Here is a 24,202-nt window from a genome sequence, read left to right as displayed (position 1 = left end):
TGTCAATCATATAAGTTGAGTTACTTTCGCTGTTCTGGGAATATTCCGAATCGAACGAGCGAAAGGACCGCATATGGCCACGCAGCTGAACAACCCCGACCTGTTCGAGACCGCGCGATCGCTCGGCGTTTCGATCTCGCCGTCGACTCCGGCGATCGGGGCGGAGATCGGCGGGCTCGATCTCGACCGGCCGCTTTCGTCCGAGGAGGCCGATTTACTGCGCGCCGCTTGGCTGCGCTTCAAGGTCGTGTTCTTCCGCGATCAGGACATCAGCCACGAAAGCCATGTCCGGCTGGGCGAATTGTTCGGCGATCTCGAAGGTCATCCGGTGATCCCCTCGGTCGAGGGCTATCCCGAAATCCTCAAGATCGAAGGCGTCGAGGGCGTCCAGCTCACCGCCGAGACGCTGGCGCCGTTCCAGGCGTATAACAAATGGCACACCGACGTGACCTTCCGCGAGCGGCCGTCGATCGCCTCGATCCTGCGCGCACGGCACCTGCCGCCGCTCGGCGGCGATACGATGTGGGCCGACACCGTCGCCGCCTACGCCGGGCTGCCGCAGCCGGTGAAGGACCGCATCGAGGGGCTCGAAGCCGAGCATGACATCGTGCGCAGCTTCGGCGGCCGCGTGACCGAGGAAAAGCGTGCGCAGCTCGCGCGCGACTTCCCGCCGGTGCGTCACCCGGTCGTGCGCTCGCACCCCGAAACGGGCGAGAAGATCCTCTACGTCAATTACACCTTTACCAGCCGCATTATCGGGGTGAGCGAGGAGGAAAGCGACAGCCTGCTCCGCCTGCTGTTCGACCGGATCAAGGTCCCTGAATATCAGGTGCGCTTCCGCTGGACCCCGAACGCGATCGGCATCTGGGATAATCGCTCGACCCAGCATTATGCGGTCGGCGATTATTGGCCCGAATATCGCGCGCTCGAACGCGTGACGGTGTCGGGCGACGTGGTAACCCGATGAGGATGATCGACGCCCAGCTGCACTCGCCGCGTCCGCGTTTTCGCACCGCGACGCGCGTCGCGATCGTCGGTGCTGGGTTTTCCGGGACCTTGCTTGCGATCAACCTGCTCGAACAGCCCGATGTCGAGGTGCTGCTGATCGAGCGCGACCGGCACCGGATGGGCGCCGGGGTCGCGTATAGCAGCACCGAAACCTCGCACCTGCTCAACGTCCGCGCGGGCAATATGAGCGCCTTCGCCGACCGGCCCGATCATTTCTGCGATTGGCTGGCAGCGCGCGGGCTCGGCTGCGAGGCGGCGTTCGTCACGCGCGCGACCTACGGCCGCTATCTGCGCGAGACGCTGCGCGCGGCGATGGAGAAATATGGCCGGCGGCTGAAGCTCGTCGACGACGAAGTGCTCGATATCGAGGAGAAGCGCGGGCAGGTCACGCTCGGGCTCGTCAACGGCGGGCTGATCGAGGCCGACCGCGCGGTGCTCGCGATCGGCAACCTGCCGCCGCACGATCCACCCGCGATCGAGGGCGCGCATCTGCCGTCGCATCGCTATATCGGCGATCCATGGGCGAGTGCCTTCGAGGAGGGGATGGACAAGCGGGCGCCGGTGCTTGTCGTTGGCACCGGGCTGACCGCGATCGACGTGATCCTGCGCCTCGTTTCACACGGCCATGAAGGGCCGATTACCGCGCTCTCGCGCCGCGGGCTGCGCCCGCATCGCCATATCGATGGCCTGCCGCGTCCCAAGCCCGTCCTTGCCAAACCCGCCCCCGACCTCTCCGAACTGGTGCGCTGGGCGCGGGGCGAAGCGAGAGAGCGTGACTGGCGGCTGGTCGTCGATTCGATCCGCCCGATCACGCAGATGATGTGGTCGGCCGCCGACGCCGGCAAGCGCGCGCGCTTCCTGCGTCATTTGCGCCCCTTTTGGGACGTCCATCGCCACCGGCTCGCGCCCGAGGTCGCCGACCGCATCGACGCGCTTGTCGCGTCGGGGCAGCTCCATTTCCGCGCGGGCAAGATCGCGCATGTCGCGATCGAACCCGATGCGCTCGCCGTCGCGTGGCTGCCGCGCGGCGAAGCCGAGCTGGTAACGACGCGCGCGGCGCGGATGATCAATTGTACCGGCCCGCAGGGTGATCTGCTGCGCTCGTCGGACCCGCTGGTGAAACGCCTGCTCGGTGCGCGGCGTATCCGCCCCGATGCGCTGCGCCTCGGGCTCGATATCGACCGCGACGGGCATATCGTCGATGCGTCGGGCCGTTCGTCGGAGCATATCCTCGCGATCGGCCCGATGACGCGCGGCGACCTGTGGGAAGTCGTCGCGGTGCCCGATATCCGGGGCCAGGTGAGCGCGCTCGCGCGCCGCCTCGTCAACGCGCACTGGACGGGCGGCGAGGGGCTTTAGGCTCCTCACCCCCAAAAAAACTCTCCCCTTGCATCCATTGGCGCGCGTCGTGCCGTCCAGTCCATGATCGGCCCCGCGCCGGTCCGGGCGGCGGCGTCGCGCGGTGGTCGATATGTGCTCCCCGGTGCAGATCATCTCCGCCTTGCCGGAGGCCGCCGCCTGTGGTTTCACCATGTCGACGCGGCATGAAGGAGAGTGATAATGGGTTTTCTGATTGCCGCAGCGGCCGCTGCCGCCACGGTTTCCGCCCCGGCCGCGGTGCCCCCCGCCGTCACGACGATCACGGTGCCGGCCGGGGAATCGCTCAGCGCAGAAGATGTCGCCGCCTATATCAGCCCGCGGGAAGTGGCCTCCTATGTGCCGGCGCCCGCGCCGACCACCGAGCTGGTCGCGGTCAGCGACGGTTTCTTCAGCTTGCTCGAAAATATCACGATGGTCGCGCTGTTCGTCGTCGGCTTTTTCCTGCTCGCACGGCTGCTTCACGCCTGGATGTTGCATCGCTCGATCCGCCGCGCGCTCGAGGCCAAGTCGGATGCGGTGAGTCCGCTGATCGACAAGCTTAACAAGCCGTATGAGCATCTCGGCGGACAGGGCGACAAGGAAACGGCCAGTGGAGGCGACGACCGCAATGCGCTGGTGCTGCTTGCAATTGGCCTCGCGATGGCGGGCTTCGGGCTGATCCAGGGGAATGAGCAGCTGATCCGCGTTTCGGCGGGCGCCGCGCTCTTCCCGGCCTTTGTCGGTATTGCACTCTTCGTCCGCCGCCGCCTCGCGCGCGCTGCGGCTGCCGAGGAGCGCGCCGCTGCGTGATGAGGCCAGCGCCGATGAAGATTGGGCCCTCAACCAGCGTGTTGCCGGAGGAGATCGCGCCGCTTTCCAGCTCCTCGTGCTGCGGCACGAGGGGCGATTGCGCGCCTTCCTGTCCCGCGCCGCCGGGTGCGATGCCGACGATCTGGCGCAGGAAGCTTTCGTACGTGCGTGGCAGCGCGCGGGCGAATATCGGGGGCAGGGGAGTTATGCGGCGTGGGTCATGGGGATCGGCTGGCGGCTGTTCCTCGACCAGCGGCGCACCGCGCGGCGGCGCGAGGGACTGGCAGCGGGGGAGGAGGCTGCGGCATCGATCGACCCACGCCCGGCAAGTGACGCCGCGATCGACGCCGACCGCTTGCTCGGCGCCTTGTCGCCGCAGGAACGCGCCGCGCTCACCTTATGCTTCGGCCATGGCTGGTCGCATGGCGAGGCGGCCGCGATCATGGGCTTGCCATTGGGCACGCTCAAATCGCTTGTCTTGCGCGGGCGGGCAAAGGCGCAGAAGATGATCGGCGAAGGAGCGGACGCATGACGGCGCCTGACGATCGGGACATCGATGCGATGCTGGCCGCGATGCTGGCGCCGCCCGCGCGGCCGGGCGATCGCGGCTTTGCGGCCGGAGTCGAGCGCGCGATCGATGCGCAGGCGGCCTATGCGAGCGCGCGGTCGCGTTTCTGGCGCAGCTTCGCGTTCGAGGCGCTCGCTGTCGGCGCGCTGCTCGCGGCGCTGTGGCTGCTGTCATCGGCGCCCTTGCTCGCGCCGTTCGCCGGGGCGGGGCATTGGGGGCTTGCGCCGCCGCTGCTGCTTATCCTGCTGCTCTGGTTCGGGACGCAGCGTTGGCGGCAAGCCTAGCGCGCCCGACTTTAGCTGGCGGGCACATCCTCGCCATCGATGCCCTGATATTTGAGCTGGAGATAGCGTTCGCGCGTCGCGAGCTTGTCGAGTTCGCCCGCCGCGAGGCTGCGCGCGGCGTTGCCGATCTCGCTTTCGAGCATCTTCAGGCCGCCGACGAGCGTTTCGTCGGGGGTACGGCCGGCGTGCGCTTCGGTGCGCAGCCCCGCGGGGATGCGCTGATAGCCCGCGACGAGTTCGGGCAGATCCTCGCCGACGAGCTTGCGGATGTTCGCCGCCGCCGGGCTCGATGCGTCGAGCGTCTGGAGCTGCGGCGCGAGCAGGTCGAGCTGGACGCCGATGCCGTCGACGAGCTGGCGCGCCGGGGCGGGGAGCGCGGGGCGCTGTGCCTCGAGCCAGATTTCGGTGCGGCCGGCGAGCTGTTTCAAGTCGGCCTTGGGCAGATCGGCCTGGCGTGGTTCGGGGAAGGGCGAGCGGCCGAACAGCACCGCGACCCCGATCAAGAGGATGAACAAGGCGAGCAGCCCGGTGAAACCGAGCGGCTGGATCAGTGCGCCGAACACCGCGGCGCCGATCAGCACGATCCCGCCTGCGATCAACACGCGGCCGAGCTTTTTATAGAGATGCTGGCGGCGCAGCGCGACGCTCTTGGTGCCGATCGGGCGGCGGCGCTCGCGCGACCGTTCGATCGCGGAGGCGGCCGTAACCCGAATCTTGTCGACTTCGCTCATTGTCATGATGTGCCTTAGCCTTCGAGCGATGCGAGCGGGCTGTCGGCACCGCCGACGCTCGCCTGCGCCTGGCTCGCACCCTCGGCGCGCGCGATATAGCCTTTCGACTTGGCGACCTCGCCCTCCAGCGTCGTCACCGTCGTCTTCATGCTGTCGAGCGCCTTCAGCTTGAAGGTGTCGATCGCGTCCATCGTGTCATAGATGTTCTGGAACGCGCGCTGCAGCGTTTCCATCGGGATCGTGCTCGACGCCGCCTGCTCGTGGATGCGCGCGGTGTTGTCCTTCAGCATCTTCGACGTGCCGTCGATGATGTTCGCGGTCGTGGTATTGAGCGCGGTGATCTGCTCGAGCACCAGCTTCTGGTTCGTCATCGCCTGCGCGACGGTGATCGCGGTCTTGAGCGCGCCGACGGTCGTCGTGCTCGCACGATCGACGCCCTTCACCAGCTCGACATTATTCTTTTTGACGAGATCGAGCGCGAGATAGCCCTGCACCGTCACCGCCATCTGGGTGAGCAGATCCTGCGTGCGCTGGCGTGCATAGAAGAGTGCGTTCTCGCGCAACACCTTCGCTTTGGCGGGGTCGATGCCGTCGAGCTCGGTCGCCTTCGCCTCGAGCTTGGCATCGAGCGTGCCCGCGATGTGGACCATCTGCTCGAGCTTGCCCATCGCTTCCCACAGCTTACGGCGCTCGACGTCGATGGCGGCATTGTCCATCAACAGTTCGTCTTTGCCGTTCGACAGCGCGGTGAGCACGCCCGAGATATGCGTCTGCGCGCTGCGGTACTGCGCAAAATAATTGCCCACCTTGTTGCCGAGAATCTTGTCGAAAAAGCCTCGCTTCGTCAACAGCTTGCCGTTCGCCGAGGGGTCGAGCCGTTCGACGGTGTTGCGAAGCTCGATCAGGTTCATCCCGATATCGGTGTCGCGGTCCATCGCCTTGATCGGGCGGTCGAGGAAACGGTTCGACTGGTTTGCCGCCTCGAGCATTTCCTTGCGGCCCATGTTGGTGATCTGGTCGACCTTCTGCCCGAAGGCGGGCGAGTTGACGTCCTGCGCGACGAGATCGTCGATGAAGCCATCGACGCGTTCCTCGAGCTTCGATTTCTGTTCGGTCGACAGCGGGACCAGGCCGGCGGCCTTTTCGGGGGAAACTGCGGGCACGGGATCGGGCGGGGTCAGCTTCAACTCGTCGGTCGCGGTTGCCGTCGCGGTCAGTTCGCTCATTCGTCTTCCTTCCAGCCACCCAATAGAAAATCTGGCCAATGCCTATATGGCATGCGCATCTGTGTTATTCAAGCACCACACCCTGCCGCGACCGCAGCACCGGCGCGATCCATGCGGACAGGATCAGTTGCGCCATATGATAGACGAGGATCGGAACGAGCACCATGCCGGCGATGGCGGGCGGGAAAAGCGTCGCGGCGAGCGGCGCGCCGACCGCGATGCTCTTTTGCGCGCCCGAAAAGAGCAGGGTGACGCGGTCGGGCCGCGCGAGCTTCAGCAGCCCGCCGAGCGCCCAGGCGCCGCCGAAAGAGAGTGCGAGCAGCACCGCGACCGCGGCGAGCACGATGGCGATCTCGCGCCCGTCGAGCAGGCTCCAGATCCCTGCGACGACCGCCGCAGAGAAGGCAACATAGACCGCGATCGCGATCGCGGTGCGGTCCATGAAGGTCGCGAGGCCGCGATGCGCGAGCACCCACGGCCGCAGCCAGCGCTGGACGAACTGGCCGGCAACGAAGGGCACGAGCAGGATCGAAACGATACGCAGCACCGCCTCGCCATGGATATCGCCCGCGCTGCCCGCGAGCAGCGCAAAGAACAGCGGCGAGAGCGCGACCCCGCTGAGGTTGAGCAGCGCCGCCGCGACGACACTCGCCGCGACATTGCCGCCCGCAAGGCTGCTCGCCGCGGTCGCCGACTGGACGGTCGAGGGCAGGATGCCGAGGAAGAGGAAACCGAGCGCAAGCGTCGCGGGGAGCAGCGGCGCGGTCGCCGCCTGCGCCGCGAGGCCGAGCAGCGCCATGAAGCCGAAGCAGAAGGCGAGCGCGCTCCCCTGCAGCTTCCAGTTGCGGATGCCGTGGAGAACCTCTTCGCGCGGCAAGCGCACGCCGTTGAGGAAGAAGAGGAAGATGATCGCCGCGGTCGACAGCCCTCCCGCGATCGGCACCGCCGCGCCGCGCACCGGCAGCAGGCTCGCGAGCAGGATAGTCGCGAACAGCACGGGGACGAAGCGGTCGGGAAAGATACGGGACAGCATTGGTGTGAGCGATGGCGGGATGAGAAATGAATGGCAAGCTTGAGATGATTTCGTCGCCCCTGCGAAGGCAGGGGCCGCCATCGGTGTTGAGCAAGGCTGCCAGCGGCCCCTGCCTCCGCAGGGGCGACGGTTAACATTCGAACTAGCCATGGTCCGCCGCCCGGCTACATACGTGCCATGGCCCATATCCTGATCCTCGCCGCGCTGCCCGAAGAGGCCGACGCGCTGTTTCCCGGCACCGGCGACCGCGCTGACGGGCTGTTTGCCGAACGGCGGCTCGTGGTCGGTGGCCACAGCCTCACCATCGCGACCTGCGGACTCGGCAAGGTCAATGCCGCGTTGTGCGCGGGCATGCTTGGCGGCGATGCCGACCCGCTGTTGATGACGGGCACCTGCGGTTCGCTGGGCGCGGCGCCGGGCGCTTACTGGATCGCCGAGGCGTTGCAGCATGATTATGGCGCCAATCAGCCCGGCCTTTTTCGCCGCTACCGCGCGGGCGAATGGCCGATCGGCGAGGCGGGCGAGGCACATTTTTCGGCGATGCCCGACCCTGGGCTCCGTCTGCCGCACGCGCGCATTGCGAGCGGCGACAGTTTCGTCGCGTGTCCCGATGCCGCCGCCGATCTTGCAAGCCTCGGTGCGACACTCGTCGATATGGAGGTTGGCGCGGTGGCGCAGGTCGCGGCGCGGCTGGGCAAGCCGTGGGCGGCGATCAAGGCGGTCACCGACGAAGCGAACGGCGACAGTGCGGGCGATTTCCATGCCAATCTCGTGCGCGCCGCGCGTGTCGCCGGGCAGGAGGTCGAGCGGCTGATCACGATGATCTGACCGTCGCTTCCTCGTTCCGCGCGGGCCGCATTTGTGATAGGCTGCGCCCGTATCGACCGCGGGAGAGACTCGTGATGCGCTATCGATCTTCACTATCCATCGCTGCCGCTTGCGCGATCTTCGTCGCGCCGCTCGCTTTCGCGGCGGGCGGCGGCGGAGGGGGCGGCAGCGCGCCGCCGAGCCAGAGCAGCTACGACCCGACGGTCGATTACAAGAAAGGCGCCGACGCCTTCGCCTCGGGCAAATATGACGAGGCGGCGAAAGCATTCAAAAAGGTCGTGTCGGCGGTGCCGAAGAACCCCCAGGCCAATTATCTGCTCGGTGCGAGCTATATGGCGCAGGGCGATTTCTCGCGCGCGGTGAAGCCGCTCGAAGCCGCGGTGCGCTATAACGAGAAGATGGTCGAGGCGCGCCGCGACCTCGGCATCACGCAGGCGAAGCTCGGCAAGGCGGAAAAGGCAGCTGAGCAGGCCGCGGCGCTGAAGGCGATGCAGGAAGGCTGCGGCGGCACCTGCGCCGATGCCGCGAAGCTCGCCGATGCGGTTGCTAAACTCGATGCGGCGGTGGCCGCGGGTCCGCAGGCGCAAAATGCGGTCGAGCCCGAGGTTCGGCTCGCCGCGGCCGAGACGCTCGATGCGACCTATGTTGCCGCCGTCGGGCTGATCAACGAGCATCGCTACGAAGCCGCGATCGCCAAGCTCGACGCGGCGCTGTGGGCGGCGGGGCCGCATCCCGATGTGCTCACCTATCTCGGTTTCGCGAATCGCAAGCTGAAACGCTATGACGCGGCCGAGGCCTATTATCGGGAGGCGCTTGCCATCGCGCCGGCGCATCGCGGCGCGCTCGAATATTATGGCGAATTGAAGCTCGAACGTGGCGATCTTGCGGGGGCGAAGGCCCATCTCGCAAAGCTCGAGGCGATCTGCGGTTTCGGCTGTCACGAGGTCGACGAACTCAAACGCTGGATCGCGGAGGGCCGCTCATCGGCAAGCTGATCGCGCTCGCGGCGCTGCTCCTTGGCGTCGCGGCGACGCGGAATGCGCCGCCGGCTTTCGAACAACTGCGCTGGACCGCGCCGGGGTCCGAACGGGCGCTTTTGTCGGAGCAGCCCGCGAGTTGCCTTGCCAGCGACACGCCGCTTGTCCGCAGCGGCCGAGCGCTGTTCGGGGCGCCGACTTTGCTCGGCGGACAGGCGGCGAAGGCGGGGCTAAGCTGCGCGAGTTGCCATATCAACGGCCGCGACAATCCGCATTTCCTGCTCGCAGGCGTGTCGGCGGCGCCGGGGACGGCCGACGTCACGAACAGCTTTTTCAGCGCCGCGCGCGGTAATGGTCGCTTCGACCCCGTTGCGATTCCCGATCTCGCGATGCCGGGAAAGGTCGCGCGCGATCCCGATACGCGCGCGCTCGAAGCCTTTGTCCGCAACCTGATCGTCGAGGAGTTCGGCGGGCAGGAGCCGACCCCCGCGATGCTCGACGCGCTCGCTACCTATGTTCGCGCGGTGCGCCCTTGCCCGGTCGAGGAGCGGATTGGGCGGCGTCTCGGCGATCAGCTTTCGGCCATCGACGACGGCGTCGCGGGCGCAGAGCTGATGCTCGATCGCGCCGACCCGCAAGGCGCGCGGCTGGCAATCGCGTCGATGCGCCATCAACTTGGACTGATCGCCGAACGCTATTCCGGATCGGGACTGGCACGCGAGCGCGAAGGGTTGCTCGCCGCATCGCGCGCGTTGCAGGCGATCGGCGATGGCGACGTCGCGCGGATCGGGCCGGCGCTCGCGCGCTGGAAGGGCGAATTCGACACGGGGCTCGCAAAACGGCTGCGCCGCGCCGAGGGGCGCTCGCTGTACGACGCGAACCGTCTGGCGAAATTGCTGCGCTAGCTCGCGCCATCGGCAATCATGTTGCGCCGCAGCACCCATTCTGTTAGGGGCGCGGCGTTTCGCGGCGCTCCGGGCGCTGCCCCCTTCCAATAAGGCCCTTCCGCATGTCTTTGCGCAATATCGCCATCATCGCGCACGTCGATCATGGCAAGACCACCCTCGTCGACCAGCTGTTCCGCCAGTCGGGCACGTTCCGCGACAACCAGCGCGTCGAAGAACGCGCGATGGATTCGAACGATCTGGAAAAGGAACGCGGGATCACGATCCTTGCGAAGTGCACCTCGGTCGAGTGGGGCGAAGGCGCCGACCTGACGCGCATCAACATCGTCGACACCCCGGGCCACGCCGATTTCGGCGGTGAGGTCGAGCGTATCCTCAGCATGGTCGACGGCGTCATCCTGCTCGTCGATGCGGCCGAAGGCCCGATGCCGCAGACCAAGTTCGTGACCGGCAAGGCGCTCGCGCTGGGCCTCAAGCCGATCGTCGTCGTCAACAAGATCGACCGCAGCGACGCGCGCGCCGCCGAAGTGCTCGACGAAGTGTTCGAACTGTTCCTGACGCTCGAGGCCAATGACGAACAGCTCGACTTCCCGATCCTTTACGCCTCGGGCCGCGGCGGCTTCGCCTCGGACAGCCCCGAAGCGCGCGAAGGCACGCTCGAGCCGCTGTTCAAGACGATCGTCAGCCATGTGCCCGAACCCGGCCTGCCCGAAGACGGTCCCTTCACCTTCCTCGCGACGCTGCTCGACCGCGACAATTTCATCGGCCGCATCCTGACCGGTCGCGTCCAGTCGGGCACGATCAAGGTCAACCAGCCGATCCACGCGATCGACATGGATGGCAAGGTCATCGAGACCGGCCGCGCGTCGAAGCTGCTCGCATTCCGCGGGCTCGAGCGCGTTCCCGTCGAGGAAGCGCGCGCGGGCGACATCGTCGCGATCGCGGGCCTCGCGCAGGCGACCGTTGCGAACACCATCGCCGACACGAGCGTGAGCGAGCCGATCGCCGCGCAGCCGATCGATCCGCCGACGCTGTCGATGCGCTTTGCCGTGAACGATTCGCCGATGGCGGGCCGCGAGGGCAGCAAGGTGACGAGCCGCATGATCCGCGACCGTCTGTTCCGCGAAGCCGAAACCAACGTCGCGATCCGCATCACCGAAAGCGCCGACAAGGACAGCTTCGAAGTCGCGGGCCGCGGCGAGCTTCAGCTCGGCGTGCTCATCGAAACGATGCGCCGCGAAGGCTTCGAACTCGGCATCAGCCGCCCGCGCGTGCTTTATGGCGAGGACGAGGCCGGCAAGCGCACCGAACCGTATGAAACCGTCGTCATCGACGTCGACGACGAACATTCGGGCACGGTCGTCGAGAAGATGCAGGTTCGCAAGGCCGACCTCACCGATATGCGTCCGTCGGGTGGCGGCAAGACGCGCATCACCTTCTCGGGTCCGTCGCGCGGCCTGATCGGCTATCATGGCGAATTCCTGTCCGACACGCGCGGCACCGGGATTATGAACCGCCTGTTCGAGAAATATGGCCCGTACAAGGGCACGATCGAAGGCCGCAAGAATGGCGTCCTGATCTCGAACGGCAATGGCGAAGCCGTCGCCTATGCCTTGGGCCCGCTCGAAGAGCGCGGCATCCTCTTCGTCTCGCCCGGCGAGGCGCTGTATGAGGGCATGATCATCGGCGAGAATGCGAAGCCCGACGACCTCGAAGTCAACCCGATGAAGTCGAAGCAGCTCACGAACTTCCGTTCGACGGGCAAGGACGACGCGATCCGCCTGACCCCGCCGAAGCGCATGACGCTCGAACAGGCGATCGCTTATATCGACGACGACGAGATGGTCGAAGTGACCCCGAAGAATATCCGTATCCGCAAGACGCTGCTCGACCCGCACGAGCGCAAGAAAGCGTCGCGCAAGAAGGAAGCGGCGTAAGGATCAGGGGGGCGGCCAGCGATGGCCGCCCCTTTTCTTTTCGAACCCCGTTTCGATTGGCGTTCCCCCGGGCCGGGTTGCGCATTACAGGCGGGCGATGCTTCGCCTGACCGAACTGACCTTGCCGCTGCACCATGCGCCGGAGGATTTGCCCGCTGCGATCTGCAAGCGGCTGCGCATCGGCCCGCGCGAACTGGTGCGCCACGTCGTCGCGCGCCGCGCGCACGACGCGCGCGACAAGACGAACATCAAGCTGATCTATTCGGTTGACGTCAATGTGAAGGACGAGGGCGCGGTGCTCGCGCGCTTTCGCAAGGACCGCAATGTCCAGCAGACCCCGAACACCGCCTATAAATTCATCACGCAGGCGCCGAAGGGCGTCAAACGGCCGGTCGTCGTCGGTGCGGGGCCGTGCGGGCTGTTCGTCGGGCTGATCCTCGCGCAGATGGGGTTCCGCCCGATCATCCTCGACCGCGGCAAGGTCGTGCGCGAGCGCACCAAGGATACATGGGATTTGTGGCGACGCGGCGTGCTCCACCCCGAATCGAACGTCCAGTTCGGCGAGGGCGGCGCGGGCACTTTCTCGGACGGCAAGCTCTACAGCCGGATCAAGGATCCGCGGCACCTCGACCGCAAGGTGCTGACCGAGTTCGTCAAGGCGGGCGCGCCGCCCGAAATCCTGACCGAGGCGCACCCGCATATCGGCACCTTCCGGCTGGTGACGATGGTCGAAAGCCTGCGCGAGACGATAGAGGGGCTGGGCGGCGAATATCGCTGGCAGCACAAGGTCGACGGGCTCGACATCACCACCGACGGCGCGGGCGAGCGCCGCGTCCAGGGGCTGCACCTGGCGGGTGGCGATTATATCGAGGCCGACCGCGTCGTCCTCGCCGTCGGCCACAGCGCGCGAGATACCTTCGCGATGCTGCACGCGGCGGGGGTGCATGTCGAGGCGAAGCCCTTTTCGATCGGCGTCCGCATCGAGCATCCGCAATCGTGGATCGACACCTCGCGTTTTGGTGCCGATGCGGGCAACCCGATCCTCGGCGCCGCCGAATATCATATCTCGCACCACTGCAGGAACGGGCGCACCGTCTACAGTTTCTGCATGTGCCCCGGCGGCACCGTCGTCGCCGCGACGTCCGAGGAAGGCCGCGTCGCGACCAACGGCATGAGCCAATATTCGCGCAACGAGCGCAACGCCAATTCGGGGTTCGTCGTCGCGATCGACCCCGCACGCGACTATCCGGGCGATCCGCTCGCGGGCCTTGCCTTCCAGCGGCACTGGGAATCGCTCGCCTTTATCGCGGGCGGATCGAACTATAAAGCGCCCGCGCAGCGCGTCGGCGATTTCCTCGCGGGGCGCCCGTCGACCGCGCTCGGCAGCGTCGTCCCCTCGTACCGCCCCGGCATCACGCCGACCGACCTTGCCGCCTGCCTGCCCGATTTCGCGGTCGAGGCGATGCGCGAGGCGATCCCGGTGTTCGGGCGCCAGATCGCGGGATACGACCATCCCGACGTGGTGATGACGGGGGTCGAGACGCGCACCTCGTCGCCCGTGCGCTTTACCCGCGGGGAGGATTTTCAGAGCCTGAACACCGCGGGGCTTTTTCCGGCGGGCGAGGGCGCGGGCTATGCCGGGGGCATATTGTCGGCGGCGGTCGACGGGATCAAGGTTGCCGAGGCGGTGGCGCGGAGCCTGATGCCATGACGCTGATCCTGTTCAACAAGCCGTGGGGTGTGCTGTCGCAATTCACCGACAAGGGCATGACTGCGGGCGCCGATGGCCCGCGCGCGACGCTGTCCGACTATATCGACGTCCCCGGCGTCTATCCCGCCGGGCGGCTCGACCGCGATAGTGAAGGGCTGCTGATCCTCACCGACGACGGCGCGCTGCAGGCGCGCATTTCGTCGCCGAAGCACAAGACGCCCAAAACCTATCTGGCGCAGGTCGAGGGCGAGCCCGACGCGGCGAGCCTCGACCGGCTGCGAAGCGGGGTCACCCTCAACGACGGCCCGACGCGCCCCGCGACCGTCCGCCGCATCGACCCGCCCATGCTGTGGGACCGCGACCCGCCCGTACGCTACCGCAAGAGCGTCCCCGACAGTTGGATCGAACTGACGATAACCGAAGGCCGCAACCGCCAGGTCCGCCGCATGACCGCCGCGGTCGGCTATCCGACGTTGCGGCTGGTGCGCTGGCAGATCGGGGGGTGGGAGCTTGGCGAACTGGCGCCGGGGGAATGGCGCGAGGCCGGGTAAAAGGTCCGCGTGCAATTTCGCGGTCGAACGGCGCCGCCCTTGTCAAAGGCCCGGTGTCCCACTATCCGTCGCGAACCTGGCCCCAGGCGCCTCGACCAGCCGACGCCGCCACCAAAGATTGCTTCAGCTGAGCCCTGTTCCAGCCACTCCCTATGTCGAACAGCTCAGCATCGGGGCGGGGCGCCGCACGCTTGCCATAAGCCTGGCGGTTCTGATCCCCGCGCTCCTGCTGCTCCTGCTCCTCTCCTTTGGCTTTGAAACCGAGCCTGACTATCGGGAGGCGCGCGTCAGCGTGGTCAGCCTCGAGGCCAGCCAGATTTCGGAGGAAGCGCCCGAACCGAGCAGCGCGAAGCGCGAGCAGGCCGAAGAGCCGCCCGTGCCTCCGCAGCCGGCAACCGAGGAGCCGCTGCCCCCGCGCGCCGTGGAACCGAAGGTCCCGCCGATCATAACGACGCCGGCCGAACAGCCGCCCGCGCCGGTGCTTCCGCCGAGTCCCGTTCGTCCCCCGAGCGGAAAGGTCTATGGGCCGCCCAACACCGGGGGCTCCTCCGCCTCGCGCGATACGGAACGCGTGGGAACGGCTCCCAATGGCGAGCCGCTCTATGCGGCGGCCTGGTATCGCGAGCCGAGAGACGACGAACTGCGCGGCTATTTGTCGACCGCCAGCGGGCCTGGCTGGGGACTGATCGCTTGCCGCACCGCGCCTGATTATCGCGTCGAGGATTGCGTCGGGCTCGACGAATATCCGAACGGATCGCAGATCAATCGCGCCGTGCTCGCCGCGGCGTGGGCGTTCCAGGTGCGGCCCCCGCGGCTTGGCGGGCGTCCGCTGGTAGGCGCCTGGGTCCGGATCAGGATCGATTATGGGACCAGGCGGCGCTAAGGTCAGGCGAAGCCGTCGACGGCAATCCGGGGCATGACTGCGGCCGGTTCGACAGGGCGGCGCCGCGCGCTTCGTGGCCATTCTTCGGCCGTATTTCAGGGCGAGGATCGGGTTTCAGGGAGGGGCATCCAATGACCATGAAATCCATCGCCGCATCGCTCGCGCTGCTGTCCTGCTGCGCGTCGCCGCTACACGCCCAGACGATCGGGGACAGCACACATCTGAACGGCGCCGGCCCGGTCGCGACGGGGGGCTTCGTCGGCGCGCGCCTGCGCATCCCGCTCGGCGGAACGAAAAGCGACGAGGCAAGGACGCTTCGCGTGGGCCTGACCGTGGCGCCGATGCAGCGGAGTGAGGGGGCGGGGCTGAAAGGGCCCGCGTGGCGCATCGGCGAGGGGCTCGAATTCGGCTTCTCGGGCGATGAGCGATCGCCGCAAATCTCGCTCGCCGGGCAGCGGCTGACGCCGGCGCGCTATGCGCCCGGCCGGTCGACGCCAGCGAAGGGGCGCAGCAACATGTCCGACGCGGGGACCGTGGCGGTCGTCGTGGGCGGTCTCGCCCTCCTCGCGGGGGTCGGGCTGCTCGTCGCCCTCGATGCGTCGGACGACCCCGACCGCTGCTGCGAATAGCCGCAGCGGCCGGACTGGGGAGGCGTCTCGGCCTGAAGCGGCAGTGCAAGGATGCTCTGCTTCGCGACAAAGCCTCATATCCTTCCCCCATCGAGGGGGAAGGATAGCGGGTCCGGTCAGAACTTCAGGCGCGCCCCGACATAGAATTGGCGGCCATTGTCATAGATCGCGCGCGGGCGGTCGCGGGTGCCCGAATATTGCTCGATCTTCTCGTTGGTCAGGTTGATCGCATCGGCGGTGAGCGCGATATTATCGGTGATGTTGACGCTGACCGAGGCGTCGAGCGACGACAGGGCCGCCTGATTGAGCGGCGCCGCGCGGTCGATATCGATGAAGAATTTCGACCGATAGTTGTACGAGAGCCGCGCGCTGATCAGATCATTCTCATAATAGCCCGTCAGGTTGAGCGAATGCTTGGAGTTGCCCGGGATCGGGTCGCCATTGTTCGCCTTGGCGTCGGAGTAGGTGTAGTTCGCCACCATCCCGAAGCCGCCCCAGATCGGGCGCGATACCTGGAATTCAAAGCCCTGGTTGCGTCCGCCGTCGCCGTTGCTGCGACGGTTGATCTGATAGGGGCAGTTGAACAGGTTCGGATTGGCGCCGCCCGCCGCGACGCAGCCCGCGGGCTGTGATCCCGGCACGAAGACGCTCGGCAGGATTTCGGTCGAGGTCGTGTTGACGATGTACGACTGGATATCCTTGTAGAAGGCGGCGAGCGCGACGATCGTCTCGCGGTCGGGATACCATTCGATCGACAGGTCATACTGGTTGGCGCGGTACGGATCGAGGTTCGGATCGCCGCCGCGGCCGGTCAGCAAGGTGCCGTTGAGGTCGACGCCCGGGGTGATGTCGACGAAGTCGGGCCGCGTCACCGTCTTGCCCGCGGCGAAGCGCAGGATGACCTGGTCCGACAGGTCGACCGAGAGGTTCGCGCTCGGCAGAATGTCGGTGTACGAGCGTTTCGCCCGCGACGGGGTGAAGCCGCCGAACGGGTTGGTGAACTGCGGGTTCGCGCCGCCGATGATGAAGCCGTCGGAGGTCTGCTTGGTTTCGATCACGCGCACGCCGACATTGCCGCGCCAGCCGTCGCCGCCGAATTTGGCGAGGCCGTAGCCGCCATAGGCTTTCTCGTTGATCGAGTAAGTGTTGCCGGGAACGAGGAAGCGGTCGGTACCGGGTGCGGTCTGCGCGCCATAGATGGCGCGCAGCTTGGCGGGATCGACGCGCCAGTAATCCTTGAGCGTGCCGGGCGCCGCGATATTGTCGAGGAAGTCGCCGGGCATCCCGCTGCCGGTCGCGAAATCGGCCGAGGTGCAGGGGACGCCGCCGCAGCGCAGCCCGGGGGTGAACACGCCGCCATTGGTCGCGAAGCGTTCGGCGACGCGGTCGTGGTCGGTATATTTGACCCCGAATTTGAGCGCGGTCATCGGGCCCCATTCGACCTGCTTTTCGACGTCGAGGTAGAAATATTTCTCCTCATCGTCGTTCGTCACCGACTGCATGCGCGCGAAGTCGGGGCGGATGCCCGCCGGGTTGAGCGGATTGGGGTTGGAGAAGCTGACTTCGGGCCGGCCGCTGCGCAGGTCGTAGCTGAAGGCGCCGGGGCCCGCGAATTCGATGAAATTCTCGTTGCTCGTGTCGCCGTTCGCCTTGGTCCAGCCGACCTTGAAATGCACCGACAGGCTGTCGGCGGGGCGCCAGGTCAGGTCGAAATCGGCCGACACGGTCTTGGCGACCGCCGCCCGGTCGATCGCGTCATAGACGACCCCGAAGCCCTGCGTGCCGCCGGCGCGCGACGCGACGTTGCCCGCGACCGCGACGCCGTCCTGCACCACCGCATTGCTGATCGTGCCGCCGCCGCCGAGTGCCTGTTCGCCCCATGCGATATAATTCTGGTTGAAATTGTCGGCGTTGAAACGCGAATAGAGGCCGGTGATGTTGACTTCGAGTTCGTCCGACGGCCGGAACTGGATGCCGATATTGGCGCCGTAGCGTTCGCGGTCCTGTTCGAACATCGTCGAGCCGATCAGCGTCGGGACCAGCGCGCTCTGCCCGCCGCCGACGGGGAAGGAGCGGTAGCCGAAGATTTCGAGCCCGTCGCGGCGTGTGCGGCGCTTCTGATAGATGGCACCGACGAGGACGCCGAAGGTTTCGGCTTCATTCTTCCAGCTGACGAGGCCCGAAAGCTGCGGGTCGAACTTGCCCGACAGGTCCGAATAGACGCCCTGCACCGAGGCCGAGAGTGTGAGCGGGTCGAGGTCGAGCGGGTTGCGCGTGATGACGTTGATCGTGCCGCCGACCCCGCCTTCCTCGACGTCGGCCTGCGGGCTCTTGTAGACTTCGAGGCGGCCGATGATCTCGGCGGGCAGGGTCAGATAGTTGAAGCTGCGCGTCGAGGCGACCTGGTCGAGGATGAACCAGTCGGCGGTCGCGACCGAATGACCGTTGAGCAGGGTCTTGGTGAGGTTCGGCGCGGTGCCGCGCAGCGAGACGCGCTCGCCTTCGCCGAACTCGCGGTTGACGACGATGCCGGGAACGCGCTGGAGCGCCTCGGCGACATTCTTGTCGGGGAATTTGCCGACATCCTCGGCGGTGACGACATCGGCGATGACCGACAGGTCGCGCTTCGCATCGATCGCTTCGCGGAGCGATCCGCGGATGCCGGTGACGACGATTTCACTTTCCGCTGCGTCGGCGGCGGCCGGGGCAGGGGCTTGGGCGTGGGCCGCGCTAGCGGCAAAAAGCAGCGTACCAATGCTGGCCGAAGCGAGCAGATATCTTGCATTGGTCATGTTCAGTCTCCCTCTTTTTGATCTTAGATCAAGTTTTGCTCTAATTTTGAGGGAAATTTATACATACCAATCTATCCGTCAAGCTGAATTTGACGCAATTTATGCGCCATACACGCGAAGTGTGCGGAATTTTGGTACTTTATTGGTATTGTTGCGGCGGCGCTTAGCACCCTAACTAATTTCCGGTGCGCGAGTCGCGCTGGGCCCGATGGGCTAGAAATCCGGAAGCAGCTGGTTCGCAAACCCCCAACCTTTGAGTTCGGGGCTCGCGGCGCGGTCGAGCAGGTCTTCGCCATCCTTGATCGTCCAATGCCCCGCCTTTTCGACATCGGCGAGCGCATCCCAGCCGATCGGCACGGCGACCGGCGCGCCTTCGCGCGCGCGCGCCGAATAGGGCATGATCGCGGTGCTGCCGCGCTGGTTGCGGAGGTAATCGATGAAAATCTTGCCCTTGCGCTTCGCCTTGCTCATCGTCGGGGTGAAGCGGCCGGGCTCGGCGAGGCTCAGCGCCTCGGCGAAGCGTTTCGAGAAATCCTTGTGCGCATCCCAGCTGTGCCCCGGATCGAGCGGCACGACGACATGCACGCCCTTGCCGCCCGAGAGCATCGCGAAGCTGACGAGCCCGATGTCGGCGAGCTGGCGGCGGATGTCGAGCGCGGCTTTCTTGACGTCGGCGAAATCGAGCCCTTCGTCGGGGTCGAGGTCGAACACCATGCGGTCGGGCTTTTCGAGCGCATCGACATGGCTGCCCCAACCGTGGAATTCGATCGTCCCCATCTGGACGCAGGCGAGCAGGCCGTCGGCGTCCTCGACATAAAGATAATCCTCGTGCCCGCCGTCCTTCTCGCGGATCGGGACGTGCAGCACATGTTTGCCGAACGAGCCCGAATCATGCTTTTGAAAAAAGCATTTCTTGGCGCGTCCCTGCGGGCAGCGCACGAGGCTGATCGGGCGGCGCGCGGAGTGCGGGAGCATGATCGGCGCGATCGCGGCATAATAATCGGCGAGGTCGCCCTTGGTTGCCTTCGCCTCGGGGAAGATGATGCGCTCGCGGCTGCTGATTGTGACATCGCTTGTCGCGGTCGGGGCGGACTGTTTCTTTTCGGGGGTCACGTCCTTGGCCTCCTTGTCGTGGCGCAGGCCGAGGAAGCTTGCGTGGCGGACCGATCCGCTCGCGGTGAATTCGGCGAAGGCGATTTCGGCGACGAGGTCGGGTTTGAGCCAGCGGACCTTGCGCGCCGATGCGGCGTCGACTTCGAGCGGCGCGGTCTTGCGTTCGCGGGCGGCGAACTTCCTGGCGAGGTCGGCCATGGTGGCGGTGTCGAAGCCGGTGCCGACATTGCCCTTGTAGACGAGCGTGTCGCCCGCGCGCTGCGCGAGGAGCAAAGAGGCGAAGGGGCGCGCCTTGGTCGACGACGGGTTCCAGCCGACGAGGATGAACTCCTGCCGCCGCGTGCATTTGACCTTCACCCAGCTTTTCGAGCGGCGACCCGAATAGGCCGCATCGGCGCGCTTCGAGATGATGCCTTCCTGTCCGGCGCCGCACATTGCGGTGTAGAGTTTTTCGCCTGCGCCGATGACATGGTCGGCGACCGCGACCGGCGGCGCGGCATGGCGGAGGAGCGCTTCGAGGCGTTCCTTGCGCTCGAGGTTGCCGAGTTTGGCTAGCGATTTGCCGCCTTCTTCGAGCAGGTCGAAGGCGAAAAAGAGCAGCTCCGTTTTCTCGTCCTGCGCGCCGTGGCCGCGCTTGAGGACGGCCTGCAATGAGGAGAAGTCGGGGTTGCCGTCCTTGTCATAAGCGACGATCTCGCCGTCGATCAGGCACGGCGGCAGGTCGAGCGCGGCGATATGGCGGACGAGCGGCGCGAATTTGTCGGTCCAGTCGAGGCCGTTTCGCGTGTAGACACGCACATCCGATCCCGCGGCGGCGATTTCGGCGCGGTAGCCGTCATATTTGATCTCGTGGAACCAGCCGTTGCCGCCGGGGACGGCATCGACGAGCGTCGCGAGCTGGAGCGGACGGAATTTCGGGGGTTTGCCCTTTGCTGCGGGCTTGGCGACCTGCTTGTTGTGCGCGGCGGCGACCTGCATCTTCTTGGCGAAGGCCGCGCCCTTCGCGCCCCTCAAAGATTGTTCGCCGCCGGCGTCGCCCGCGATCTCGGCCATCGTGCGGTCGGTGAGAATGCTTGTAAGCTGGCGGCCGACGAGGTCGTCGGTGCCGCCGGCATAGGCATCGTCGATTTTGCGGAGCAGCCAGTTTTCGGGTTTCTCGCCCGCGCGCGGCTTCATGCGGACGAGCAGCCACTCGCCCTTCATCCGCTCGCCCTCCAGCGTGAAATGGAGATGACCCTTCTCGATATCCTTTGCGCTCTTGCCCGCGATCGGCGCCCAGGTTCCGCGATCCCACAGCATCACGGTGCCGCCGCCATATTCGCCCTTGGGGATGCTGCCCTCGAAATCGGCATAGCTCATCGGATGGTCTTCGGTGCGCACCGCAAGGCGTTTATCGGCGGGGTCGGCGCTCGGTCCCTTGGTCACCGCCCAGCTTTTGAGCACGCCGTCGGCTTCGAGCCGGAAGTCGTAGTGGAGGCGCGTCGCATCGTGCTTTTGGACGATGAAGCGGTTGCCCTTTCCGGGGGTGACCTTGCCCGCGGGTTCGGGGGTCAGCTTGAAATCGCGCTTGGCGTTATATTGCGCGAGGGGGTCGGCGCGTTTGGCCATCAGATCCGACCTTGCTCAAACAAATCCGTTCGTCCTGAGCTTGTCGAAGGACCGTCCTTTTTCGCGGACGGAGAAAAGGAAGAACGGCCCTTCGACAAGCTCAGGGCGAACGGGGAAAAGACGTCAGGCACGTTTTCGGGCTGCGGGCTTTTTGGCGGGCGCCTTTTTTTCCTCGGCGGGGGCTTTCTTACCGTCGACCGAGGCTTTCAGCGCCGCCATCAAGTCGATGACGTTCGACCCGCGCGAGACTTCGGCGGGTTCCTCGACATCTTCGAGGACGCGCTTGCCCTTGGCCTTCGCCTTTTTGGCGATCACGCGTTTGAGCGCGTCGACATAGTGATTGTGATAGTCGCTCGCGTCGAACTTGCCGCTCTTCTTGCCGATCAATGTTTCGGCGAGGTCGAGCAGGTCGGCGTCGGGTTTCGCATTGCCGACATCGCGGAAATAATTCGCCGCCTTGTTCACCTCGTCGGCGTAGCGCAGCACTTCGAGCACCAGCCCGCGCCCGCACGGACGCAGCGCGACAAGCTGTTCCTGCCCGCGCAGCGCGAGCTGGCCGAGCCCGACCTTCTTCGTGCGCTTCAGCGCCTCGCGCAGCACGATATAAGCTTCTTCGGCAAGCTCGTCGGCGGGAACGACATAATAGGGCTTGGTGTAATAGAGGACGTCGATCGCATCGGTGTCGACGAACTGGACGAGCTCCAGGGTTCGCTTGCTCTCGAGCTTGACCGCCTCGATCTCCTCCTCGTCGAGCAGCACATAATTGCCCTTCGACAGCTCGAAGCCCTTGACGATATCGTCATGGTCGATCGCGCCGATGCCGGGCACGACCTTCTCATATTTGACCGGCTTGCCGCTCGGCTCGTGGATCTGGCGAAAGGTCACCGCGGCGCCCGATTTGGTCGCCGAATAGATTTCGACCGGGATCGACACCAGCGCGAGCCGGATCTGCCCCTTCCAGTAAGCGCGTGCGGCCATAATATCATCCTTTTGCGGCTCCCAAGTCACAATGATCGGGGCGGCGCGCGGTTCCCGGGCGGCACTTCATCGGACCCAACTTGATTTTATTGCACCATTATTGTCTCATGGAAGCGGTGGGGCAATGGATCTAATTTCTATCTTTGCAGGGCAAAAGCTCGTCGAATGCTGTATTTACGGCATTCTTGGAAATCGGGTCGATGCCGGCACAAAATGGCTTGCAACGGCGGGCTTCAACCGGCTGTCCGGCGAGGCATCGAGCGAGAGCCCTGTCGTGCTACAGTCTATGCACAAGGCGTTCGTCCTGTCGATCGCGGCAATGGAGAAGGCGTGCGATTCGGTCGGCGGCGATCCGGTGAGCAATATGGCGCGGCGCGCGCTGCGCGATTTTGCGCGATCGAAGGATTTGCGAACCTTCGATCGTGCTGCTCACCAGTTGCGAAGCGATCTGCTCGAAGAACAGGTGCGCACTATCTATGGCCAGCAGGCGAAAACGCCCAAGGCGGCGGCAACCGACCGGGCAATGGCACTGGTCGAAGCCGGGATGCGAACGGCGCTGAGTGAGCCGCTGCGTCAGGTATTCCATGAGGGTCATGGGCGCTATCCCGGCTGGGCCGACCAGTTCGAGATGTTTTTTGCTGCAGAGGTCGGGCGCAATCAGGCGCTGGCCAACATCCTCGCGCTCGACCGCGAGAATGAGGCGATTGCCCGGCTGGAAGAATTACGCGTGCTTGGCACGCATCATGCGAATGATCTGGCCGATCTGAGAGCTGATATCGAAAGTGGCTTCGACCGGTTCGACCAGCGGTTCGATGAAATCAAGGAAGCGATCCTGTCGCTCGAAACGACGCAGCAGGCCGAAGCCATCTTTCCGGAGGCGGCGCTCGACGTACTGGAAACGGCCGCACGCGACGGCGATCTGACCGATCGGCAGAAGCAGCGGATTGTGGAACTCTACGGAAAATATCTGGCGCGCACGACGACGATCGCCGCCCCGATCGTCGAAGCAAGCATCCGTAATCTGGCGGAATCGGCGGACGACCAGCTCCTCGCCATGGCGCTGCGCGACATGGCGGGTGAGGATCGGGCCAAGGTTGTCGCCGAACGCGAGGAGCAGCTCGAAGGAGATGTTGCGCGAACGGCGGGGCAGTTTCGTGAGCTTGCATCGGTCGCCGCGCTCGATTCGATCGCGAATGCGGTCCGGCTTTACCGGCGTGCCGCTGATCTCGATCCGGGCGATGTATGGACGTGGATAGCGCTTGCGCGCCTTCATGAAGCGGCGGGGAATCTGGGGGATGCGCGCCGTGCTGCAGAGGCGGCGCGCCAATATGCCGAAGACGCGCGCGATCAGATGGCGGCTCATAGCGAGTTGGGGGATATCTGTATCGCCGAAGGTGCTTTGACATCCGCAAAAGAGCATTTCCATGCGGCCATGCAAGTGGCGGTCGCGGCGGCGGCGGCCGACCCCGAAAATGAAGTGAAAATGCACGATCTTTCGGTCGCCCAAGACAAGCTGGGTGGCATCGAGAGGATAACAGGCGATCTGGCGGCAGCAGGAGAACGCTTTAGGGCAAGTCTTGCCATTTGCGAGGCACTGGTAATGCGTGAGCCGGGAAAAGCGGAATGGCAGCGGGGTTTATCGATCAGTCACGAGAAGTTAGGGGATATCGAGAAAGCGGGTGGCGACCTGGATGTGGCGCGCTCGCGCTATGCGACGAGTCTGACGATTCGCGAAGATCTGGCGTTGCGCGAGCCGGGAAATGCGGAGTGGCAGCGTGATCTGTCGGTCAGTTACAACAAACTCGGCGATATCGAGATGTGGACTGGCCAGCTCGATGCCGCCCGGGAACGTTACGTCGCGAGCTTGGTCATCCGCGAGGGTCTGGCATCACGCGAACCGGGAAATGCGGAATGGCAGCGCGATCTGTCGGTCAGTCACAACAAGCTTGGCGATGTTGAGAAAGCGTTGGGGAATCTGGCAGCGGCGCGGACGCGCTATGCGTCAAGCCTGACGATTTGCGAAGGTCTGGTATCACGCGAGCCGGGCAATGCGGAATGGCAGCGTGATCTGTCGTTCAGCCATGAACGGCTTGGCGATCTGGCCGAGGCGATGGACGACTTGCCTGAGGCCGTCGCGCTGTACCGCGCGTCGCTTCCGATCGCTCAGGCGCTGGCCGATCGCTGGCCTGATCATCCTCAATTTGCCGATGACCTGGCGATCACGCAACGGAGGCTGGCCGAACTGGAAGACCAGCTCCCCTCCCGCTAGCG

At 65.7% G+C, this 24,202-nt stretch carries 20 protein-coding genes; 14 read left to right on the top strand and 6 right to left on the bottom strand.

The window, feature by feature from the left end; all coding sequences use genetic code 11:
* Positions 1–73 precede the first annotated feature (73 nt).
* The 5 genes from ACTJI5_RS15115 to ACTJI5_RS15095 all read left to right on the top strand — a co-directional run bounded on the left by ACTJI5_RS15115 (position 74) and on the right by ACTJI5_RS15095 (position 4,029).
* Positions 74–967, top strand: a complete 894-nt coding sequence (locus ACTJI5_RS15115) for a TauD/TfdA dioxygenase family protein (RefSeq protein WP_440860894.1) — start codon at positions 74–76, stop codon at positions 965–967.
* Between the two features lie 2 nt (positions 968–969).
* Entirely contained in the window at positions 970–2,367 is a 1,398-nt protein-coding gene (locus ACTJI5_RS15110) for an FAD/NAD(P)-binding protein (RefSeq protein ID WP_440860893.1), read from the top strand.
* Between the two features lie 201 nt (positions 2,368–2,568).
* Positions 2,569–3,177 carry a hypothetical protein gene (locus ACTJI5_RS15105; RefSeq protein WP_439513248.1) on the top strand — a complete coding sequence of 203 codons (609 nt, stop codon included), beginning with the start codon at positions 2,569–2,571 and terminating at the stop codon, positions 3,175–3,177.
* Positions 3,113–3,709 (top strand): RNA polymerase sigma factor, encoded by a 597-nt coding sequence (locus tag ACTJI5_RS15100; protein ID WP_440860892.1) that lies wholly within the window; start codon positions 3,113–3,115, stop codon positions 3,707–3,709. Before ACTJI5_RS15105 ends, ACTJI5_RS15100 begins: the two co-directional genes overlap by 65 nt.
* Positions 3,706–4,029, top strand: coding sequence for a hypothetical protein (locus ACTJI5_RS15095; RefSeq protein ID WP_440860891.1), 324 nt, complete (start codon positions 3,706–3,708; stop codon positions 4,027–4,029). The genes ACTJI5_RS15100 and ACTJI5_RS15095 overlap by 4 nt, the downstream gene beginning before the upstream one ends.
* Positions 4,030–4,040: 11 nt before the next feature.
* Here the strand turns inward: ACTJI5_RS15095 and ACTJI5_RS15090 are convergent, their stop codons facing one another.
* The 3 genes from ACTJI5_RS15090 to ACTJI5_RS15080 all read right to left on the bottom strand — a co-directional run bounded on the left by ACTJI5_RS15090 (position 4,041) and on the right by ACTJI5_RS15080 (position 7,019).
* A complete protein-coding gene (locus tag ACTJI5_RS15090) occupies positions 4,041–4,760 on the bottom strand; it encodes a hypothetical protein (RefSeq protein ID WP_440860890.1) in 720 nt (239 codons plus the stop codon).
* A gap of 14 nt (positions 4,761–4,774) precedes the next feature.
* Positions 4,775–5,986: a toxic anion resistance protein gene (locus ACTJI5_RS15085; protein ID WP_440860889.1), complete on the bottom strand. Its 1,212-nt coding sequence runs from the start codon at positions 5,984–5,986 to the stop codon at positions 4,775–4,777.
* Between the two features lie 64 nt (positions 5,987–6,050).
* Positions 6,051–7,019 (bottom strand): bile acid:sodium symporter family protein, encoded by a 969-nt coding sequence (locus tag ACTJI5_RS15080; RefSeq protein WP_440860888.1) that lies wholly within the window; start codon positions 7,017–7,019, stop codon positions 6,051–6,053.
* A 177-nt stretch (positions 7,020–7,196) separates the two neighbouring features.
* On the opposite strand from ACTJI5_RS15080, the gene ACTJI5_RS15075 reads away from it, so the two are divergent.
* The 8 genes from ACTJI5_RS15075 to ACTJI5_RS15040 all read left to right on the top strand — a co-directional run bounded on the left by ACTJI5_RS15075 (position 7,197) and on the right by ACTJI5_RS15040 (position 15,440).
* A complete protein-coding gene (locus tag ACTJI5_RS15075; RefSeq protein WP_440860887.1) occupies positions 7,197–7,847 on the top strand; it encodes a 5'-methylthioadenosine/S-adenosylhomocysteine nucleosidase family protein in 651 nt (216 codons plus the stop codon).
* 74 nt (positions 7,848–7,921) lie between these two features.
* The gene (locus ACTJI5_RS15070) at positions 7,922–8,842 is read left to right on the top strand and encodes a tetratricopeptide repeat protein (protein ID WP_440860886.1); all 921 of its coding nucleotides are present in this window, start codon (positions 7,922–7,924) and stop codon (positions 8,840–8,842) included.
* A gap of 101 nt (positions 8,843–8,943) precedes the next feature.
* Entirely contained in the window at positions 8,944–9,729 is a 786-nt protein-coding gene (locus ACTJI5_RS15065; RefSeq protein ID WP_440860885.1) for a hypothetical protein, read from the top strand.
* A gap of 104 nt (positions 9,730–9,833) precedes the next feature.
* Positions 9,834–11,666 carry a translational GTPase TypA gene (typA, locus tag ACTJI5_RS15060; protein ID WP_058537681.1) on the top strand — a complete coding sequence of 611 codons (1,833 nt, stop codon included), beginning with the start codon at positions 9,834–9,836 and terminating at the stop codon, positions 11,664–11,666.
* Between the two features lie 97 nt (positions 11,667–11,763).
* On the top strand, positions 11,764–13,377 hold the full coding sequence (locus ACTJI5_RS15055; protein ID WP_440860884.1) for an NAD(P)/FAD-dependent oxidoreductase: 1,614 nt from the start codon (positions 11,764–11,766) through the stop codon (positions 13,375–13,377).
* Positions 13,374–13,928 (top strand): pseudouridine synthase, encoded by a 555-nt coding sequence (locus ACTJI5_RS15050; protein WP_440860883.1) that lies wholly within the window; start codon positions 13,374–13,376, stop codon positions 13,926–13,928. Before ACTJI5_RS15055 ends, ACTJI5_RS15050 begins: the two co-directional genes overlap by 4 nt.
* Positions 13,929–14,046: 118 nt before the next feature.
* Positions 14,047–14,811: a hypothetical protein gene (locus ACTJI5_RS15045; RefSeq protein WP_440860882.1), complete on the top strand. Its 765-nt coding sequence runs from the start codon at positions 14,047–14,049 to the stop codon at positions 14,809–14,811.
* Positions 14,812–14,942: 131 nt separating this feature from the next.
* On the top strand, positions 14,943–15,440 hold the full coding sequence (locus ACTJI5_RS15040; RefSeq protein WP_440860881.1) for a hypothetical protein: 498 nt from the start codon (positions 14,943–14,945) through the stop codon (positions 15,438–15,440).
* A gap of 116 nt (positions 15,441–15,556) precedes the next feature.
* Here ACTJI5_RS15040 and ACTJI5_RS15035 read toward each other — a convergent pair whose 3' ends face one another.
* From ACTJI5_RS15035 to ku, 3 genes are all read right to left on the bottom strand, one after another.
* Positions 15,557–18,232 carry a TonB-dependent receptor gene (locus ACTJI5_RS15035; protein WP_440860880.1) on the bottom strand — a complete coding sequence of 892 codons (2,676 nt, stop codon included), beginning with the start codon at positions 18,230–18,232 and terminating at the stop codon, positions 15,557–15,559.
* Positions 18,233–18,445: 213 nt separating this feature from the next.
* Positions 18,446–20,953, bottom strand: a complete 2,508-nt coding sequence (gene ligD / locus ACTJI5_RS15030; protein ID WP_440860879.1) for a DNA ligase D — start codon at positions 20,951–20,953, stop codon at positions 18,446–18,448.
* Positions 20,954–21,076: 123 nt separating this feature from the next.
* Positions 21,077–21,931, bottom strand: a complete 855-nt coding sequence (gene ku / locus ACTJI5_RS15025) for a non-homologous end joining protein Ku (protein WP_440860878.1) — start codon at positions 21,929–21,931, stop codon at positions 21,077–21,079.
* Between the two features lie 124 nt (positions 21,932–22,055).
* On the opposite strand from ku, the gene ACTJI5_RS15020 reads away from it, so the two are divergent.
* Positions 22,056–24,200, top strand: a complete 2,145-nt coding sequence (locus ACTJI5_RS15020) for a hypothetical protein (RefSeq protein WP_440860877.1) — start codon at positions 22,056–22,058, stop codon at positions 24,198–24,200.
* Positions 24,201–24,202 lie beyond the last annotated feature (2 nt).

The organism is Sphingopyxis sp. 22461, assembly GCF_052044915.1.
In the GTDB taxonomy this organism is placed as follows: domain Bacteria; phylum Pseudomonadota; class Alphaproteobacteria; order Sphingomonadales; family Sphingomonadaceae; genus Sphingopyxis.
Note: the sequence above shows the minus strand (reverse complement) of the source record. Positions and strands in the feature narration are given on the sequence as shown.

What these genes read in the sequence shown, in the direction of transcription:
- ACTJI5_RS15055 (WP_440860884.1), top strand. Translation starts at nt 11,764, where the DNA reads ATGCTTCGCCTGACCGAACTGACCTTGCCGCTGCACCATGCGCCGGAG.
- ACTJI5_RS15080 (WP_440860888.1), bottom strand. Translation starts at nt 7,019, where the DNA reads ATGCTGTCCCGTATCTTTCCCGACCGCTTCGTCCCCGTGCTGTTCGCG.
- ACTJI5_RS15020 (WP_440860877.1), top strand. Translation starts at nt 22,056, where the DNA reads ATGGATCTAATTTCTATCTTTGCAGGGCAAAAGCTCGTCGAATGCTGT.
- ACTJI5_RS15035 (WP_440860880.1), bottom strand. Translation starts at nt 18,232, where the DNA reads ATGACCAATGCAAGATATCTGCTCGCTTCGGCCAGCATTGGTACGCTG.
- ACTJI5_RS15095 (WP_440860891.1), top strand. Translation starts at nt 3,706, where the DNA reads ATGACGGCGCCTGACGATCGGGACATCGATGCGATGCTGGCCGCGATG.
- ACTJI5_RS15050 (WP_440860883.1), top strand. Translation starts at nt 13,374, where the DNA reads ATGACGCTGATCCTGTTCAACAAGCCGTGGGGTGTGCTGTCGCAATTC.
- ACTJI5_RS15090 (WP_440860890.1), bottom strand. Translation starts at nt 4,760, where the DNA reads ATGAGCGAAGTCGACAAGATTCGGGTTACGGCCGCCTCCGCGATCGAA.
- ACTJI5_RS15105 (WP_439513248.1), top strand. Translation starts at nt 2,569, where the DNA reads ATGGGTTTTCTGATTGCCGCAGCGGCCGCTGCCGCCACGGTTTCCGCC.
- ku (WP_440860878.1), bottom strand. Translation starts at nt 21,931, where the DNA reads ATGGCCGCACGCGCTTACTGGAAGGGGCAGATCCGGCTCGCGCTGGTG.
- ACTJI5_RS15040 (WP_440860881.1), top strand. Translation starts at nt 14,943, where the DNA reads ATGACCATGAAATCCATCGCCGCATCGCTCGCGCTGCTGTCCTGCTGC.
- ACTJI5_RS15075 (WP_440860887.1), top strand. Translation starts at nt 7,197, where the DNA reads ATGGCCCATATCCTGATCCTCGCCGCGCTGCCCGAAGAGGCCGACGCG.
- ACTJI5_RS15115 (WP_440860894.1), top strand. Translation starts at nt 74, where the DNA reads ATGGCCACGCAGCTGAACAACCCCGACCTGTTCGAGACCGCGCGATCG.
- ACTJI5_RS15070 (WP_440860886.1), top strand. Translation starts at nt 7,922, where the DNA reads ATGCGCTATCGATCTTCACTATCCATCGCTGCCGCTTGCGCGATCTTC.
- ligD (WP_440860879.1), bottom strand. Translation starts at nt 20,953, where the DNA reads ATGGCCAAACGCGCCGACCCCCTCGCGCAATATAACGCCAAGCGCGAT.
- typA (WP_058537681.1), top strand. Translation starts at nt 9,834, where the DNA reads ATGTCTTTGCGCAATATCGCCATCATCGCGCACGTCGATCATGGCAAG.
- ACTJI5_RS15110 (WP_440860893.1), top strand. Translation starts at nt 970, where the DNA reads ATGATCGACGCCCAGCTGCACTCGCCGCGTCCGCGTTTTCGCACCGCG.
- ACTJI5_RS15085 (WP_440860889.1), bottom strand. Translation starts at nt 5,986, where the DNA reads ATGAGCGAACTGACCGCGACGGCAACCGCGACCGACGAGTTGAAGCTG.